General features: G+C 63.6%; 13 protein-coding genes. 7 read left to right on the top strand and 6 right to left on the bottom strand.

What is annotated here, in order from left to right; all coding sequences use genetic code 11:
* Positions 1-542: 542 nt before the first annotated feature.
* Genes JQ558_RS36170 through JQ558_RS36180 form a run of 3 tightly spaced genes read left to right on the top strand, consistent with a single transcriptional unit; the run spans position 543 to position 5,345 of the window.
* On the top strand, positions 543-2,612 hold the full coding sequence (locus JQ558_RS36170; RefSeq protein WP_212296654.1) for a DEAD/DEAH box helicase: 2,070 nt from the start codon (positions 543-545) through the stop codon (positions 2,610-2,612).
* Positions 2,613-2,672: 60 nt separating this feature from the next.
* Entirely contained in the window at positions 2,673-4,034 is a 1,362-nt protein-coding gene (locus JQ558_RS36175; RefSeq protein ID WP_212296655.1) for an adenylosuccinate lyase family protein, read from the top strand.
* A gap of 54 nt (positions 4,035-4,088) precedes the next feature.
* On the top strand, positions 4,089-5,345 hold the full coding sequence (locus tag JQ558_RS36180; protein WP_212296656.1) for an aminopeptidase: 1,257 nt from the start codon (positions 4,089-4,091) through the stop codon (positions 5,343-5,345).
* Positions 5,346-5,369: 24 nt separating this feature from the next.
* Here the strand turns inward: JQ558_RS36180 and JQ558_RS36185 are convergent, their stop codons facing one another.
* A complete protein-coding gene (locus JQ558_RS36185; RefSeq protein WP_212296657.1) occupies positions 5,370-6,422 on the bottom strand; it encodes an amidohydrolase in 1,053 nt (350 codons plus the stop codon).
* A gap of 42 nt (positions 6,423-6,464) precedes the next feature.
* Entirely contained in the window at positions 6,465-7,280 is an 816-nt protein-coding gene (locus tag JQ558_RS36190; protein WP_212209405.1) for an MBL fold metallo-hydrolase, read from the bottom strand.
* A 221-nt stretch (positions 7,281-7,501) separates the two neighbouring features.
* Between JQ558_RS36190 and JQ558_RS36195 the strand changes: the two genes are divergently transcribed.
* Positions 7,502-8,386, top strand: coding sequence for an alpha/beta hydrolase (locus JQ558_RS36195; RefSeq protein ID WP_312015070.1), 885 nt, complete (start codon positions 7,502-7,504; stop codon positions 8,384-8,386).
* 71 nt (positions 8,387-8,457) lie between these two features.
* Here JQ558_RS36195 and JQ558_RS36200 read toward each other — a convergent pair whose 3' ends face one another.
* From JQ558_RS36200 to JQ558_RS36215, 4 genes are all read right to left on the bottom strand, one after another.
* On the bottom strand, positions 8,458-9,096 hold the full coding sequence (locus JQ558_RS36200) for a 5-bromo-4-chloroindolyl phosphate hydrolysis family protein (protein WP_249142791.1): 639 nt from the start codon (positions 9,094-9,096) through the stop codon (positions 8,458-8,460).
* A gap of 102 nt (positions 9,097-9,198) precedes the next feature.
* The gene (locus JQ558_RS36205; protein ID WP_212296660.1) at positions 9,199-10,257 is read right to left on the bottom strand and encodes a toxic anion resistance protein; all 1,059 of its coding nucleotides are present in this window, start codon (positions 10,255-10,257) and stop codon (positions 9,199-9,201) included.
* A 216-nt stretch (positions 10,258-10,473) separates the two neighbouring features.
* Positions 10,474-11,997 carry a permease gene (locus tag JQ558_RS36210; RefSeq protein WP_212296661.1) on the bottom strand — a complete coding sequence of 508 codons (1,524 nt, stop codon included), beginning with the start codon at positions 11,995-11,997 and terminating at the stop codon, positions 10,474-10,476.
* A complete protein-coding gene (locus JQ558_RS36215) occupies positions 11,994-12,743 on the bottom strand; it encodes an ABC transporter ATP-binding protein (protein WP_211999308.1) in 750 nt (249 codons plus the stop codon). Before JQ558_RS36215 ends, JQ558_RS36210 begins: the two co-directional genes overlap by 4 nt.
* Positions 12,744-13,081: 338 nt before the next feature.
* Between JQ558_RS36215 and JQ558_RS36220 the strand changes: the two genes are divergently transcribed.
* From JQ558_RS36220 to JQ558_RS36230, 3 genes are read left to right on the top strand one after another with little or no spacing between them, the layout of a single operon-like run.
* The gene (locus JQ558_RS36220; protein WP_212209377.1) at positions 13,082-13,957 is read left to right on the top strand and encodes a branched-chain amino acid ABC transporter permease; all 876 of its coding nucleotides are present in this window, start codon (positions 13,082-13,084) and stop codon (positions 13,955-13,957) included.
* 8 nt (positions 13,958-13,965) lie between these two features.
* Entirely contained in the window at positions 13,966-15,117 is a 1,152-nt protein-coding gene (locus JQ558_RS36225; RefSeq protein ID WP_212209378.1) for a branched-chain amino acid ABC transporter permease, read from the top strand.
* Entirely contained in the window at positions 15,114-15,872 is a 759-nt protein-coding gene (locus JQ558_RS36230; protein WP_212296662.1) for an ABC transporter ATP-binding protein, read from the top strand. The genes JQ558_RS36225 and JQ558_RS36230 overlap by 4 nt, the downstream gene beginning before the upstream one ends.

Here is a 15,872-nt window from a genome sequence, read left to right on the forward strand (position 1 = left end):
CTCGTGTGCAGCATTTCTTGTGCTAACCGCACACGGGACCGCGGGTGCAGCGCGCACCCGGTCTTCCCTGCGCCCTCTCATGAGAGGGCGGGAAGTTTCTGGCAAAGCTCGGGCGCAATGCGTCGCGAGATTGCGAAGGTGTGTTCAGTGTTCAGTGCAGCAACAAAGAACGCCGTCGTCCCGGCCTTGACCACAGATGCGCAATTGCGCATCGGGGGACCCATAACCACAGGAAGAAGTTTTGCGGATGGTCTCGGCTACCGAACCTCATCGAGAGATCACGCGGTATGGGTCCCGGCTCAAGGCGGGGACGACGGAATATCGCTGCAATATCAACACCATAGCCCCGCCGTTAACGACGCAATGCAGCCTCCACCAACATTCCATGGCGCTTTGGCTGCGAATGGCCTAAAGGGTGCCCATCTCATTCAAATCGTTCGGGTCATCGGACCCGCGCATCCTCCAGCCGGCAGCCTCGATCGTATGGTTCGAGGCGTTGTCAGGCTTTCCGGCGCAGATGCGCCCATTAAGGTTCTGATCTCGTGACATCCCTGACCACAAGTCCGCCGCTCGCCCGAGCCCTGGCCGAGCGCAATTTCGATTCCCTGACGCCGGTCCAGACCGCCGTGCTGGCCAATGACGCTGCCGGCCGCGACCTGCTGGTGTCGGCGCAGACCGGCTCCGGCAAGACCGTCGCCTACGGCCTCGCCATATCAGCCGAACTGCTCGGCGATGCCGAGCGCTTCGAGCGCGCCGGCGCACCGCTTGCCCTGATCGTCGCACCGACGCGCGAGCTGGCGCTGCAGGTCCATCGCGAACTCGCCTGGCTCTATCAATACGCCGATGCGCGCGTGGTTTCCTGCGTCGGCGGCATGGATCCGCGCCGTGAACAGCGCGAGCTCGCGGCCGGCGCCCACATCGTGGTCGGTACCCCGGGGCGGCTGTGCGATCATTTGAGGCGCAACAGGCTGGATATTTCCGAACTGAAGGCCGTCGTGCTCGACGAGGCCGACGAAATGCTCGATCTCGGTTTTCGCGAGGATATGGAATTCATCCTCGAGACCACGCCGGAGACCCGCCGCACCCTATTGTTCTCGGCGACCTTGCCGCGCGTCATCATCGCCCTGGCCAAGGAATATCAGCAGGAAGCTTTCCGCATCGAGGTTGGCGGCGACGAAGGCGGTCATGCCGACATCGATTACCGCGCCATCCGGATCGCGCCTGGCGACGTCGACCATGCGGTCGTCAACACCTTGCGCTTCTTCGAATCGCCGAGCGCGCTGGTGTTCTGCAACACCCGCGAAGCGGTGCGGCATCTGCAGGCAACGTTGTCGGAGCGCGGTTTTTCGGTCGTGGCGCTGTCCGGCGAATTGACCCAGAACGAGCGCACCCACGCGCTGCAGGCGCTGCGCGACGGGCGCGCCCGCGTTTGCGTCGCGACTGATGTGGCCGCGCGCGGCATCGATCTGCCAAACCTCGATCTCGTCATCCACGCCGATATTCCGAACGATCCTGAAGTCATGCAGCATCGCTCCGGCCGCACCGGCCGTGCCGGCCGCAAGGGTGTCAGTGTGTTGCTCGTGCCGCCGGCGCGCAAGCGCCGCGCCGAAGTGCTGCTCAACCTTGCCGGCATCGATGCGATCTGGGGCACGGCGCCGCAGGCCGATGAAATCCGCAAGCTCGATCAAGAGCGCATGCTGAAGGATGCGCTGTTCGCCGAAGAAACTACGCCCGAGGATTTGATGCTGGCGCAGGCCCTGCTCGCCGAGCGCTCGGCCGAGGATATTGCCGCGGCACTGGCACGGCTCTATCGCTCACGACTGCCCTCGCCCGAAGACATCATCGATCCCGGCGAGCATCGCAGCCGGGGACGCGAGGATCGCGGCCGTGAAAGAGATAGTCGTGCGCCGCGCGGTGACGACCGCAACGCCGGTCCACGATCCAAGTCGAAAAAGCCGTCGGCGCGCCACGTCATGGGCGAGAACAGCGTCTGGTTCCGCGCCTCGATCGGCAGCCGCAAGAATGCCGAGGCGCGCTGGCTGTTGCCGATGATCTGCCGCCGCGGCGGCATCGACAAAACAGACATCGGCGCCATCCGCGTCATGGACACGACGACCGAGTTCGAAATTTCCGCGCGCGCCGCCGACAAATTTGTCGGCAACCTCCGCCGTCCCGACAAGGAAGACAATATTCGCATCGAGCCCTTGCCCGAGGGCCCGCAGGGCGAGCCCGCGGCCGAGAAGCGTCCGCCTGCGCGCGAGCGTGAGGAGAGGGCGCCGAGGCCGCACGGCAAGCCGTGGCAAGACAAGCCGCGGGAAGCAAAGCCCTGGGACAAGCCTCGCGAAGACAAGCCTCACGACGAAAAACCCCGTGATGAAAAGTCCCGTGATGAAAAGTCCTGGGGCAACAAGCCGCCCGGCGGGAAATCCCGCGACAGCAAGCCGTATGAAGACAAGCCTCGCAGCGAAAAGGCGCCTGGATTCGACAAGGAAAGGCGTTACGACAAAAAGCGGCCATTCCGGGAGAAGCCTGCTTATGCCGCCAAGCCGAAGCATGCCGGCGCTGCGAAGCCCGCATTCGGAAAGAAGAAAAAGAAGAAATTCCGCGACTGAGGGGGCGTGACGATGGTCTGAGCGTCCGGCATCCTTGAGGCGCGATTCGAAGGAAACGACATGCCCGCCTTTCCGACCTCGACCACCGTCCTCGACTCCATCCTGTTCCGCGACGCCTTCGGCACGCCCGCGATGCGGAACGTGTTTTCGGATTTCAGCCTGATCTCGCGCTATGCAGAGGTGGAGGTCGCGCTGGCCAAGGCCGAGGCGCGCTGCGGCGTGATCCCGGCGCAAGCCGCCGAGGAAATCGCAAAGCGAACCGACGTCTCGGCGTTCGATTTCGACCTGCTGCTCAGCGAGACCGATATCGTCGGCTATCCGATCCTGCCGCTGGTGCACCAGATGGCAAAACAATGCGGCGAGGCCGGCCGCTACGTGCATTGGGGCGCCACCACGCAGGACATCATGGACACCGCCGTGGTCCTGCAGGTCCGCGCCGGGCTCGAAATCATCGAGGCCGACATCGCCGCCCTCCGCGGCATCCTTGCCGATCTCTCCAGACGCTATCGCGATACGCCGATGGCAGGACGCACCCATCTGCAGCAGGCGCTGCCGGTGACGTTCGGCTACAAGACCGCGATTTATCTCGCGATGTTCGATCGCCACGCCGAGCGCCTCGCGCAATTGAAGCCGCGCGTCCTTGTCGGCCAGTTCGCAGGCGCCGCCGGCACGCTGGCCTCGCTCGGCGACAAGGGCTTTGAGGTTCAAAAAGCGCTGTGCGAGGAACTCGGGCTTGGCGTGCCCGTCTCGACCTGGCATGTCGCGCGCGACGGACTGGCGGAAGTGATCAATTTCTTCGGTCTCATCACGGGCTCGCTCGGCAAGATCGCGCTCGACATCATGATCATGGCCTCGACCGAATTCGCCGAACTTTACGAGCCGTTCGTGAAGGGCCGCGGCGCGTCCTCGACCATGCCGCAGAAACGCAACCCGATTTCATCCGAACTGATGCTGGCGGCGGCCAAGGGCGTGCGCCAGCACGCCGGTTTGATGCTGGACGCGATGGTGCAGGATTTCGAGCGCGCCACCGGGCCATGGCATGCCGAATGGATGGCGATCCCGGAAAGCTTTGTGCTCACCGCGGGCGCGCTGCATCAGGCCAAATTCGCGCTGGGCGGCCTGATCGTGGACGAGAAGAAGATGGCTGACAATCTCGACATCAGCCGCGGGTTGATCGTCGCCGAAGCCGTGATGATGGGGCTTGCTCCGGACATCGGCCGGCAGGAGGCGCACGACGTCGTTTATGACGCCTGCCGTGTCGCCAATGACAAAGGCATGACGCTGGCCGATGCGCTGTCCGTGGATCCGCGCGTTTCCTCGCGCATCGACCGCGCGACCATCGACCGCCTGACCTCGCCGAAGAATTACCTCGGCCTCGCGCCCGAGATGGTCGATCGCGTATTGGCGGCGTCGAAGCGTTGAAGGAACCAGCCGGTTCGCCTATCTCTGTAGCAACGATTGATTTGAGGGCCCGTCATGACCGCACACGAACGTAATTTTTCGACACCGATCGATCCCGTGAAGCTCGACCGCCTTGCCGAGGTCGCCGTGAAGGTCGGCCTGCAGTTGCAGCCGGGCCAGGACCTGCTTTTGACCGCGCCGTCGGTGGCGCTGCCGCTGGTTCGAAAAATTGCCGAGCATGCCTACAAGGCCGGTGCGGGCCTGGTGACGCCGTTCCTCTCCGACGAAGAGATCACGCTGTCGCGCTATCGATACGGCCACAATGACGGGTTCGATCGCGCCGCCGGCTGGCTCTATGAGGGCATGGCGAAGGCGTTCGGCAACAACACCGCGCGGCTGGCGATCGTCGGCGACAATCCGATGCTGCTGTCGAGCGAGGATCCGACCAAGGTGGCGCGCGCCAGCAAGGCCAATTCGATGGCTTATCAGCCGGCGCTGGAAAAGATCGTCAATTTCGAAACCAACTGGAACATCATCGCCTATCCGAGCCCGGCATGGGCGAAGCAGGTATTTCCCGACGTTGCCGAGGATGTCGCGGTAGCCAAACTGGCGGACGCGATTTTCGCAGCCTCGCGCGTCGATCAGGACGGCGCGGTCGCGGCGTGGGAAAAACACAACGCGGTACTGCGCGAGCGCACGCAGTGGCTGAACGGCCAGCGCTTCCACGCGCTGAAATATTCGGGGCCGGGAACGGATCTGACGATCGGTCTCGCCGACGGCCATGAATGGGAGGGCGGCGCCTCGACGGCCAAGAACGGCATCACCTGCAACGCCAATATCCCGACCGAGGAAGTCTTCACCACGCCGCACTGCCGGCGCGTCAGCGGGCATGTCGTCAGTTCTAAGCCGCTGTCCTATCAGGGCACCCTGATCGACAACATCGCTGTTCGCTTCGAGGAAGGCCGCATCGTCGACGCCAGGGCGTCGCGCGGCGAGGAAGTGCTGAAGAAAGTGCTCGATACCGACGAGGGCGCGGCGCGCCTCGGCGAAGTGGCGCTGGTGCCGCACTCCTCGCCGATCTCGAAGAGCGGATTGCTGTTCTTCAACACGCTGTTCGACGAAAACGCCGCCTCGCACATCGCGCTCGGCCAATGCTACTCGAAATGTTTCGTCGGCGGCGACAAGCTGACGCCGCAGCAGATCGCGGCGCAAGGCGGCAACAAGAGCCTCATTCATATCGACTGGATGATCGGCTCGGCCGAGACCGACATCGACGGCATTCACACCGACGGAAGCAGCGTCCCGGTGTTCCGCAAGGGCGAATGGGCGTGAGCGGGAGCTCACGCCGGCCGTGAGCTAGGCGAGCTTCAACTTGTAAAAGTCCGTCGCCGTCCTGGAAAACATCGCCGTCTTCTCGGCCTCGCTGTACTGCGCGGCGAGGCGCTTGAAGGCGTTGAAGATCACGTGATAGCTGCACTGGCCTTTATCGGGCGGAAAATTGCTCTCGAACATGCAGCGGCTGGGTCCAAAGGCTTCGATGCACGTCTCTATATAAGGGCGCCACGCAGCAGCGGCCTGTTCCGAAGTCGGCGGCTTCGGCCGCAGATGGAAGTCATAGCCGAGCAGGGCCATCGCAAGCCCGCCGAGCTTGACCACGACATTGGGACATCTGGCGATCTCCTGGATCGAGGCCTTCCAGACCGGAAAGATCTCCTCTCGCCGGCCCGCGTAACTGCCGATGCCGATGGGGCCGCCGCAATGATCGAGCACGATCCGGGTGTCCGGGAAAGCGCGGGCAAGATCGGTGAGTTCGCCGATCTGCGGATGAAACAGCCAGCCTTCGAAACTGAGGTCGAGCGGGGCGAGACAGGCGAACCCCTTGCGGAACGTCGGATCGAGCAGCAGGCCCTTCGGCCGCGTCGCATACATCCCGGCGACATCGGGATCGGCATCCCACGCCGCGGAATGCCGGATGCCGCGGAAGCGGCCATTGCCGGCGACGATCTCCGCCTCCAGCACCGGCCTGGCGCCTTCGCCAAGCAGCAGATTGACGTGGCTGACGATGCCGGCGCAGATCGCGGCCTTGCCGTATCCGCCGCTCGCCGCCATCGCGGCAACGCCGTTGGCGAATTCTACTTCGCCGACCGGCCGGAACGCCTCGGGCCCACTGGCGCGGTACATAGAACGGCAATCGACATAGACGGTCGCGATGATGTTGTGGCCGGAGGCGACATCGGCCGCCATCTCCTCGATCAAGTAGCGCTGCCCGCCGCGGTCCCAGAGATGATGGTGGGGGTCGACGATCGGGCGGTCGGGGTCGATGATCGCCTCGGTGTGTTGCGCCAGCCAGTCTTCGCGCGGATCGGCATAGAGCCCGTTCTTCGAGGCGGGTGCAGTGCTGACGGCCATCGATGGTCGCTCCCTGATTCTTATTATCGTTGTCGTGCCGGCTCACACCCCGTCGAGAATGATCACCGTCGGCGTGGTGGGCAGCGTTTCCCGCGAAATCTTCAGGGTTCGCTGGGTGCGCTGGTCGATCTCGAACTGCTTGCCGATCAGCCGCATGAATTCGTCGAGCGGGGTGGCGAAGCGGTGCATCGGCAGCACCACGGAGGCGCGCAGGCGTTTGGTGATTTCGGAGACGCCGTCGAGCGACATCGTGAAGGTGCCGTCGATCGGAACCATCACGATGTCGAGCCGGCCGATCGCCGCGAAATGGCTGTCGTCGAGCTTGTGATGCAGATGGCCGAGATGGCCGATGCAGAGGCCGGCGACCTCGAAGATGAAGATCGAGTTGCCGTCCCGGATCATCTCGCCGCCGGCGCCATCGCCGTAGTAGCGGCGGATGTCGGTGGTCACGTTGCGGATATAGACATCATCGACGCGCAGGCCGACCAGCGCAGGCTGCCCCTTCTCACCCCAGCCGTGCAGCACATGCTTGATCTTGGGGTCGGGAAACAGCGTGAAATGCGTCGAATGCGCCCGGTTCATGGTGACGACGTCGGGCAGCCGCCCGGTCTGGTAGTAGCCGTTGAAATCGGTGCCGATCCGCACACCGCCGGGCGTGTCGATGTAATAGGTGGAATGACCGACATAGGTGATCGCGACTTCTTCCACCTTGGCCGCGGTGCGGCGGAGGCTGACCGGCACAGCCCACGGCGGGGCGTTGGCCATCGCCAGGCATTCGCTGCGCAGCGGCGATTGCGCGGTCGCAGGAACGATCAGCGAACCGAGAAAGGCAGTGGCAAGCACGAGCGATCGCAGCATGGCATGACCCGTATGCGGCGACGGCCGCTGGCATACTGTATCGCCGAATTCAGCGCCCGTCATGATGTCAATCGCGCACAGCTCCCGTGCCACATTTGCTTCACCGGCGTTAGGCGATACCGTGTGGCCGGATGCCGCAACGGAGTGACGCCTTGACCGAACAAGCCTCCACGCCAGCCAAAAATACCCCACGCGCACCATCTTCGAGGCGGCTGGAACCGGTGCGCAGCATAGATGCCGGCGTGCTCAAGATCGCCTATTACGAGGCGGGTCCGGCGGATGGGCCGGTCGTCATGCTGATGCACGGCTTCCCTTACGACATTCACACCTATGTGGACGTGGCGCCGCAGCTTGCCGCCGAAGGGTGCCGCGTCATCGTTCCCTATCTGCGCGGCTATGGGCCGACCCGGTTTCGCGACAAGGCCACGCGGCGGTCGGGCGAGCAGGCTGCATTGGGCGCGGATTTGATGGCGCTGATGGATGCGCTCGGCATCAAGCGCGCGGTGTTCGCGGGCTATGATTGGGGCGGCCGCGCCGCCTGTATCGGTGCGGCACTCTGGCCGGAGCGCTGCATCGGCCTGGTGTCGGTCAACGGCTACAACATCCAGGATATCGCCAACGCGATGGTGCCGGCGCGGCCGGACCGCGAAGTGGCGCTCTGGTATCAGTATTATTTCCAGCTCGAGCGTGGCCGCGCCGGCCTTGCCGCCGACCGGCGCGGGATCGCCAAGTTATTATGGCAGCAATGGTCGCCGAACTGGGATTTCGACGACGCCTGCTTCGAGCGGACCGCAGTCGCGCACGACAATCCTGACTATGTCGAGGTGGTGATCCACAGCTATCGCCATCGCTACGGCCTTGCCGAGGGTGATCCGCAATATGCCGATCTGCAGCGCCGGTTGGCGGCGCAGCCCGCGATTGTGGTGCCGACCATTACGCTCGACGGCGACGGGGATGGCGTGAGCCCGGCCACCGACGGCAGCAAGAGCGCGCCGAAATTCGCCGGCCGCCGGGTTCATCGGGTGGTGCCGCGCGCCGGGCATAATTTGCCGCAGGAAGAGCCCGAGGCGTTTGCGGCGGCGGTGCTGGAATTGATCAGGGCGTAGGCAGAGCAGCGATCGATCGAGCGAAGTTGAGAAGCAGTAGCTGGCTACGCCGTCGCCAATCGATCGAGCCGTCAGGCTCTCCCTTTCCCTGGATCCGAGGGAGCGCCGAGTTGTGGCGGTGGCCCGAGGTCATCGTCGAGTGAGCTCTTCAGCAGCTTGAGCTCGATGTCCAGATTGCCGAGGTCGGCACTCTGCAAATTCCTCGCGTAATGGGTGAACGCGGTATCGAGCCGGTCGATCAGTTCAGCCGTCGTGGTGATCCGCACCGTGTCGCGCATGCCGCCCTTCTCAAGCAGCGCGTAGGCCTCGGCGAGTTCGGCCGCCCGCGGCAAATAATAGGTGAGGAAGCGCCGCACCAGGTCGACGCGCAGCGGGTCATCTTCGACACCCGCGAAGATCTCGCGGGAAACCCGCGCCAGATGGCGCACGCGGTCGGCGACCTCAGGCGTGCCGATCGAACTCACGGCGACCTCCAGCCGCACCGCCAGCGGCTCGGCATCGGTCAGCAGTTCCCGCGCGAATTCGATTCTGCCTCGCGCGGCCCCGCTGGCATCCAGCCTCTCGAACGGTTTGCGCGGCGAAAACGCCGTCACCAGCCCGCCGCCCGCCGCCAGGCTGACGATGCAGGCGACCCAGAATGGCATGCCGGTACCGATCGCCAGCACCGGCAGCAGGACGGCTGCCGTGGCGCCGCCCGCGATCCAGTTCATGGCTGAAAAGCCTGAGAGCATTCCGTTATAGCCTCGCACCGCGCGAAATGCCAAGCGCCAGTGCCAACTGCAGGCCGGCAAGGCAACGTCGCATCGCGGACTTCATGTCGTCGACTTGGACATCGCTGATTTCAACTCGTCGGTCAGTTGCGCCATCCGCTGCTCGATCTCGGCGCGTTTCTTGCGGCCTTCTGCCTGGACGTTGAGGACGCCCGAAATCGTGTCGACCAGATCGCTATTGGTTTTCTCCAGCGTCGCGATATCGATGATGCCGCGCTGTGACTGCTTTTCGATCTCGATCGCCTGGGTCTTCATCATCTCCGAGGCCTGTTTCATCATCTCGTTGGTGGCGTCGGTGACGGTCTTCTGCAAGTCGAGCGCGGACTTCTGGCGGGTAAGGCCGAGCAGCAGGATCATCTTCTGCTTCCAGACCGGGATCGTCAGTTCGGTCGTCGCCTGCAGGTTCTCGATCAGGGTCTCGTCGCCGGACTGCACGATACGGATCTGCGGCAACTGTTGAATGCCGATCTGGCGCGCCTGCTGCAGATAGAAGACGCGCTTCTCGAGCCGGTCGAGCGCCTGCGCGGCATCCTGATAGGTTTGCGCCGCCAGCAAAGCGTCGCTGCCTTCTCCGGCTGCCTTCACGGCCTGCTCCAGTTCGACCAGCCGGCCGCGGCGAAAATCCTCGGCAAAGGTCTTGCCGGCGGCGATATGCGAATCGAGGTCGCCGAGCGATGCCTTGGTTTGTTCGTGCAGTTCGTCCAGCACGGCGATATCGCGCCGCAAGGTTTCCTTGTTGCGGTCGAGTTCGACGCAGACGCGGTCGATCTGGGAGGCGACGTCGCCGAATTGTTCGGAGAACCGCCGCAAGCGCGATTCCATCGAGGAGAACAGGCGCGTGAAAAAGCCGCTGTCCTTGAGCGTCGCTGGATCGAGCCCGCGCGCCTTGCCCAGGATGTCCGACAACAATTTGCCTGTCGTCCCGAGCTCCCGGTTCTGGGTTTGGGCGAGGATGCGGTCCGCGAACTCAACGACTGATCGCTGCGCGCGATCGCCGAAGGTAACGATGCGCGACCGATCGGAGATGTCGATCTCCGACTTGATCCGCGCGACCGCGGTCGCGTCCACCATGACCGCCGGGACATTGATGGCTTCGCTCATCGCGCTTCCTCTCCTGTGTGCTCATTCCCGGGGTGCCACATGGTGCCGCGGTAGTGCTTCGGCAAGATAGCCCAGCCAGCCAAACGAATCGATGACGGCGGCGTGGCCTCCCAGCCAATCAGGCTTGCCGGAAATCTGTCCTCAACTTCAATAGGATATCGCTTTGTCGGAGCTCGGTCTGCCGAGGTTCACGGCTGAATGCCGGACGCTTCCGCATCAATCCCTTCGCGGGCTGATCTTCCACGTCCCGGCCAGCATCAGCGCGGTCATGGCGCCGCTGATGAGGGCGGCGATCGGGATTGTGACGGCGAGGATCGCGGTCGCCGCCCATCCGATCGAGCAGAACGCCTCGGCAAATGTCGCGATGCGTGACGAGGTCTGGCGGCGGCGAAACTGGCTGCGCTTGGCCTGGACGCGAAACCACAGCTGGATCGCGGCCGCCGACACGGTGGCGATGACGACGAAGATGGCGGTGACCGCTGCCTGCACGGGCGAGGCCAAGGCCAGTGCAGCCACCAAGGGAGCGAAGATGACGCCGATCGCGATCATCACCACTTCGACCTTGGCCCTGATCACGCTGCCGGGCGGCATCGGGGCGGTCGCGACCAGATCTGCCGCGTCCTCGCCTGAAATCGTCAGCCAGGCGAGACCGCCGGCGAGCTGGCCGGCCGCCATCACGATCACGGGCGTGATCAGGACGGTCGCGGCCGAGCTATCGGAGAAGCTGCGCCACAGCATCAGCGCCGGCGGCACCAGATAAAGCAATTGCATCAGGCTCTGCGACACCAGCCAGGGATCGCGCCGCAGCAGCATGAACTCCTTCCAGCGCAGCGCGGCTTGCCGCGAACCGCGGCGAAACGAGGTCGTCCGCGACCCGCGTCGGGTTGTCGTTGCGGTCGCGGCGGCGCTGACGACGGTGCCGGCAAATTTTGGCGAGAAGACCGCCATCACGCCGCCGAGCAGCACGAGGCTGCCGGCCAGCAGAAGCGAGAGCATTTCGCCGTCCCCGATCGCGGCGCGCGCCGGCCACCACAGCGGACTGTCGAAATCGGGGGCGTAGGCCGCCGCGGCGTCCGACGTCAGCACCGTGAACCGCGACAGCGTGCCGTAGGAGAGGATCGCGGCGACCTGAAGCGCGATGACAAAACCCGCGCCGATGACGGCGGCGAGAATTTGCGCGGCGAGCCGCGTCCGGCTCGGGCCGATCAAGCGAAACAATAGTACCGTGATTGCGATCGCAACCGCCGCGGCCGACAGGCCAATGGCGATGACGACGCCAAACGCCGAAAACCACCTGATGCCACCGCCGATCACGAGAACGTCGACGAAAGGGCTCGACAACAGCAGCGCCATGGCCGTGACCGAGAGTGCGATTGCCGCGATCCGCACCGAGAAGATGTTGGTCAGCCTGACCGGCGACGACATGATCAAATCGAGGTCGGCGCGCGCATAGAACACCCGCGTCACCGATTCGATCGCCTGCGACAGCATCAGGGCCCAGGCCAGGAAGATCGTTGCTGACATGACGATCAGCGTCGGCTTGTCGAGCGGGGCCTGCAGATCGGCAAAGCGGCCGATCACCGCATAGGCCGGCAGATGCAGGAAGGCGGCGAGCACGAGCAGCCCGATCACGGCGCGCGTTCGTTTTCGCCGCGTGCCCGTCATCATGGCGAGCCATTCTCGCCACGCCAGCCGGATTTCGTGCCGGGCAAACCAGGTGAGATCAGCGGCCGAACTCATGCGGCCGCGTCGGTGTCGACGAGTGCAATGAACATGTCTTCGAGACTGGTGTCGTTACGGCCGTTCTGCTGGCGCAATTCGGTGAGCGTGCCTTCGGCCACCAGCCGGCCCGCGGCGATGACGCCGATCCGGTCGGCCATCCGTTCGGCGACTTCGAGAATATGCGTCGTCATGATCACGGTGCAGCCGGCGCGGACGCGTGCCTGCAGCAATCCCTTGACGTGACGCGCGGACAGCGCGTCGAGGCCGGTGAGCGGTTCATCGAGGATGATCAGGCGGGGGTCATGGACCAGTGCACCGGCCAACGCCACCTTCTGGCGCATACCTTTCGAAAAGCCTTCGCAGCGTTCGTGCAGATGCGGCTGAAGCCCGAGCGACACCAGCAGATCCTGCGCGGAGGATTCGGCAATCGAAGCATCGACGCCCCAGAGGCCGGCGACGAATTCGAGATATTCCAGTGGCGTCAGCTTGTCATAAATCATCGGCTCGTCCGACACCCACGCCATGATCTGCTTGGCGGCGACGGGATCGGCGAGTGCATCGATGCCCAATATAGAGACAGCGCCGGCGTCGGGCCGCAACAGGCCGGCCACCATGCGCAACGTCGTGGTCTTGCCGGCACCATTGGGGCCGAGCAGGGCGTAGAATTCGCCGCGGTGGACGGTGAGATCGAGGGCATCGACCGCCGGGCGGTCAAAACGCTTCGTTAACCCTCGCACCTGCAGCGCTGATACATCGGGGTTCATGAGGTCGGGACGGTCCGGGTTTCATGTGTCGCCGCGAACCATGGACCCAAGAACTTTCGGTGCGGTGAATCGAAGACCCCAAATCGCGCCGATATGAACGCTTCCAAGGCAACTTCCAAGGCGACTTCGAAGGCAACTTCGAAGCCAACTTCCGCCCTGCGGCATTTCTGCGCAATTGTTAACGCGGGTCGCAACCAGCGCTCTGTTGACAGTCGTCGGCGCTTTGGTCTCAATGGGGACGGACATATGTGGCCTTCAGCGCTTCGACACAAGAGCGCGAAGGCAGGATGCGTTAAGGCGATCCGTAGAATCGCGGGGCATCCGGGGGAGGGGAATCAATGCTGGACTTCGTTCAGCAACTGGTGAGTGGCATCGCACTTGGCTGCGTTTACGGCCTGATCGCGCTCGGCTTCGTGCTGGTGTACAAGGCCACCGAGGTCGTCAATTTCGCCCAGGGCGATTTGATGATGCTGGGCGGTTTCTTCGCCTTCACTTTCATCGGTATGCTCGGCCTCAATTATTGGCTCGGATTCGCCGGCGCCGTCATCTGCATGGCGCTGTTTGGCATGCTGGCCGAACGCGTGGTGGTGCGTCCGATCCTCGGCTATCCCCAGTTTTCCATCATCATGGCGACGATCGGGCTCGGATACTTCCTGCGCTCCATCGCCGGCATGATCTGGGGCACCGACGACCTCAAGATCGAGACACCGTTCAGCCAGGGCGTGTTGCGGATCGGCTCGCTGGTGCTGGCCCATGACAAGCTCTCGGTGATCGCTGCGACCATCATCCTTTGCGGCTTGCTCTATCTGTTCTTCAACCGCACCACGCTCGGCACCGCGATGCGCGCCAGTTCCGAGAACATGCTGGCTGCCTATTACATGGGCATTCCGGTCAAGCGGGTGGTGTCGATCGTCTGGGCGATCAGCGCTGCGGTCGCAACCGCTGCCGGCGTGTTGCTGGCGCCGATCACCTTCATTCATTCCAACGTCGGGCTGGTGCTGGGATTGAAGGCGTTTCCCGCCGCGGTGCTCGGCGGCTTCGGATCGATTCCAGGTGCGGTGGTCGGTGGTGTCCTGATCGGCGTGATTGAGAGCATGGCCGGCTTCTATCTGCCGCAAGGCTGGAAAGACGTCGCGCCTTACCTCGTTCTCCTCGTGGTGTTGCTGCTCAAGCCCGAAGGCCTGTTCGGTGTGCACACACGCAAGAAGGTTTAGGGGCTGCGATGCGTTTTCTCTTCAAGACCGACTACGAAGACGACATCCGGTTGATGCCGCACAGCGGCTATCTGGTCACCTATGGCGTGCTGCTGGCACTGCTGGCGATCGCGCCGTTTGTGCTGTCCAGCTATATCGTCAGCCAGCTGGTGTTCGTCTGCATCTACGCTACCGTCGGCGTCGGGCTGATGATCCTGACCGGCTTTACCGGGCAGGCGTCGCTGGGGCACGCCGCCTTCCTCGCCATCGGCGCCTATACGGCGGCCTTCCTGCAGCAATACAACGTCCCGTTTCCGGTGTATTTCCTGGCCGCAGGCCTGCTGACCGGCGTAGTCGGCGCGCTGGTCGGATTCCCGGCGCTGCGGCTGCAGGGCATCTATCTCGTCATTGCGACGATTTCCTTTGCCTTCATCGTCGAGGAAATCCTGGCGCGCTGGGAAAGCGTGACCCATGGCAATGAGGGCATGCGCGTCAAGACCATGCAGTTGTTCGGCATGGCGATATCGCGCGATAGTCCGAGCTTCTATTTCCTTTGTCTGGGCTTCCTGATCCTGACCATCGTCGGCACCCTGAACCTCCTGCGTTCGCCGACCGGCCGCGCTTTCGTCGCCATCCGCGACAGCGAGACGGCGGCGCGCAGCATGGGCATCAACGTCTCGCTCTACAAGGTGAAGTCGTTTGCGATCAGCGCCGCGATCACCGGATTTGCGGGCTGCCTGTTCGCCCACAAACTGTCCTTCATCAGCCCGGAAATGTTCACGCTGCTGCTCTCGATCGAGTTCATCATCGTGATCCTGATCGGCGGCTCGTTCAGTCTGCACGGCGCGGTGCTGGGCGCCATCTTCCTGGTCATGATCGATCCGCTCCTGACCTATCTGAAGGACGACTTGCCCGGCATGATCGCGGGCGTCGCCTCGACGTTTGGCGCGGGCAAGGAGAGTGCGTCTCAAATTCAGGATAAGGCCGCCGCCATCGCTTCCGCCAACGGCCTCAAGGGCGCGATCTACGGCCTGATCATCGTGCTGTTCGTGCTGTTCGAGCCGCTTGGCCTCTACGGACGCTGGCTGAAGATCAAGCTCTTCTTCCAGCTGTTTCCGCTCTACAAGCGCGCCACTTTCAAGCGGCAGAAGATCTATGTGAAGTCGGAGCGGAACCGATGACTTATTTCCGGGCCGAGGACCTGTCGTTGCACTTCGGTGGCCTCAAAGCCGTCGACGCCGTCAGCTTCGCGGTGGAGAAGGGCGAGATCCTCTCGATCATCGGCCCCAACGGTGCCGGCAAGAGCTCGATCTTCAATCTGATCTCGCGCATTTACCCGCCGACCTCGGGCAAGATCTACTTCGAGGATCAAGAAATCACCCAGCAGCCGGCTTACGAAATTGCCGGCCTCGGCATTGCCCGCACCTTCCAGAACATCGAATTGTTCGAGAACGCGACGATGCTGAGCAATCTCTTGGTCGGCCGGCACCGCCACTCCACCACGCAGCTTTGGCAGGAGTTGCTGTTCCTGCCGAGCGTGCGCGCGCACGAAAAGGCGCATCGCCGGCGCGTCGAGCAGGTGATCGAGTTCCTCGACCTCGAAGTCTATCGCGACAAGCTGATCTCGGGGCTGCCCTACGGCGTCCGCAAGGTGATCGAGCTTGCACGCGCGCTGTGCTCGGAGCCGAAACTGATCCTGCTGGACGAGCCGTCTTCCGGGCTGAACGTCGAGGAAACCGGCGACATGTCGTTCTGGATCCGCGACCTGAAGACCGACCTCGGCATCACCGTTCTGATGGTCGAACACGACATGTCGCTGGTGAACCGGGTGTCGGACCGGGTGATCGCACTGAATTACGGCAAGGTGATCGCGACGGGGTCACCTTCCGAAGTGCAGCGCCATCCCGACGTCGTCGCCGCCTATCTCGGCGCATGA

The organism is Bradyrhizobium sp. AUGA SZCCT0160 (assembly GCF_018130105.1).
Classification (GTDB): Bacteria; Pseudomonadota; Alphaproteobacteria; order Rhizobiales; family Xanthobacteraceae; genus Bradyrhizobium.

What these genes read in the sequence shown, in the direction of transcription:
- JQ558_RS36175 (WP_212296655.1), top strand. Translation starts at nt 2,673, where the DNA reads ATGCCCGCCTTTCCGACCTCGACCACCGTCCTCGACTCCATCCTGTTC.
- JQ558_RS36180 (WP_212296656.1), top strand. Translation starts at nt 4,089, where the DNA reads ATGACCGCACACGAACGTAATTTTTCGACACCGATCGATCCCGTGAAG.
- JQ558_RS36185 (WP_212296657.1), bottom strand. Translation starts at nt 6,422, where the DNA reads ATGGCCGTCAGCACTGCACCCGCCTCGAAGAACGGGCTCTATGCCGAT.
- JQ558_RS36190 (WP_212209405.1), bottom strand. Translation starts at nt 7,280, where the DNA reads ATGCTGCGATCGCTCGTGCTTGCCACTGCCTTTCTCGGTTCGCTGATC.
- JQ558_RS36200 (WP_249142791.1), bottom strand. Translation starts at nt 9,096, where the DNA reads ATGAACTGGATCGCGGGCGGCGCCACGGCAGCCGTCCTGCTGCCGGTG.
- JQ558_RS36205 (WP_212296660.1), bottom strand. Translation starts at nt 10,257, where the DNA reads ATGAGCGAAGCCATCAATGTCCCGGCGGTCATGGTGGACGCGACCGCG.
- JQ558_RS36210 (WP_212296661.1), bottom strand. Translation starts at nt 11,997, where the DNA reads ATGAGTTCGGCCGCTGATCTCACCTGGTTTGCCCGGCACGAAATCCGG.
- JQ558_RS36215 (WP_211999308.1), bottom strand. Translation starts at nt 12,743, where the DNA reads ATGAACCCCGATGTATCAGCGCTGCAGGTGCGAGGGTTAACGAAGCGT.
- JQ558_RS36220 (WP_212209377.1), top strand. Translation starts at nt 13,082, where the DNA reads ATGCTGGACTTCGTTCAGCAACTGGTGAGTGGCATCGCACTTGGCTGC.
- JQ558_RS36225 (WP_212209378.1), top strand. Translation starts at nt 13,966, where the DNA reads ATGCGTTTTCTCTTCAAGACCGACTACGAAGACGACATCCGGTTGATG.
- JQ558_RS36230 (WP_212296662.1), top strand. Translation starts at nt 15,114, where the DNA reads ATGACTTATTTCCGGGCCGAGGACCTGTCGTTGCACTTCGGTGGCCTC.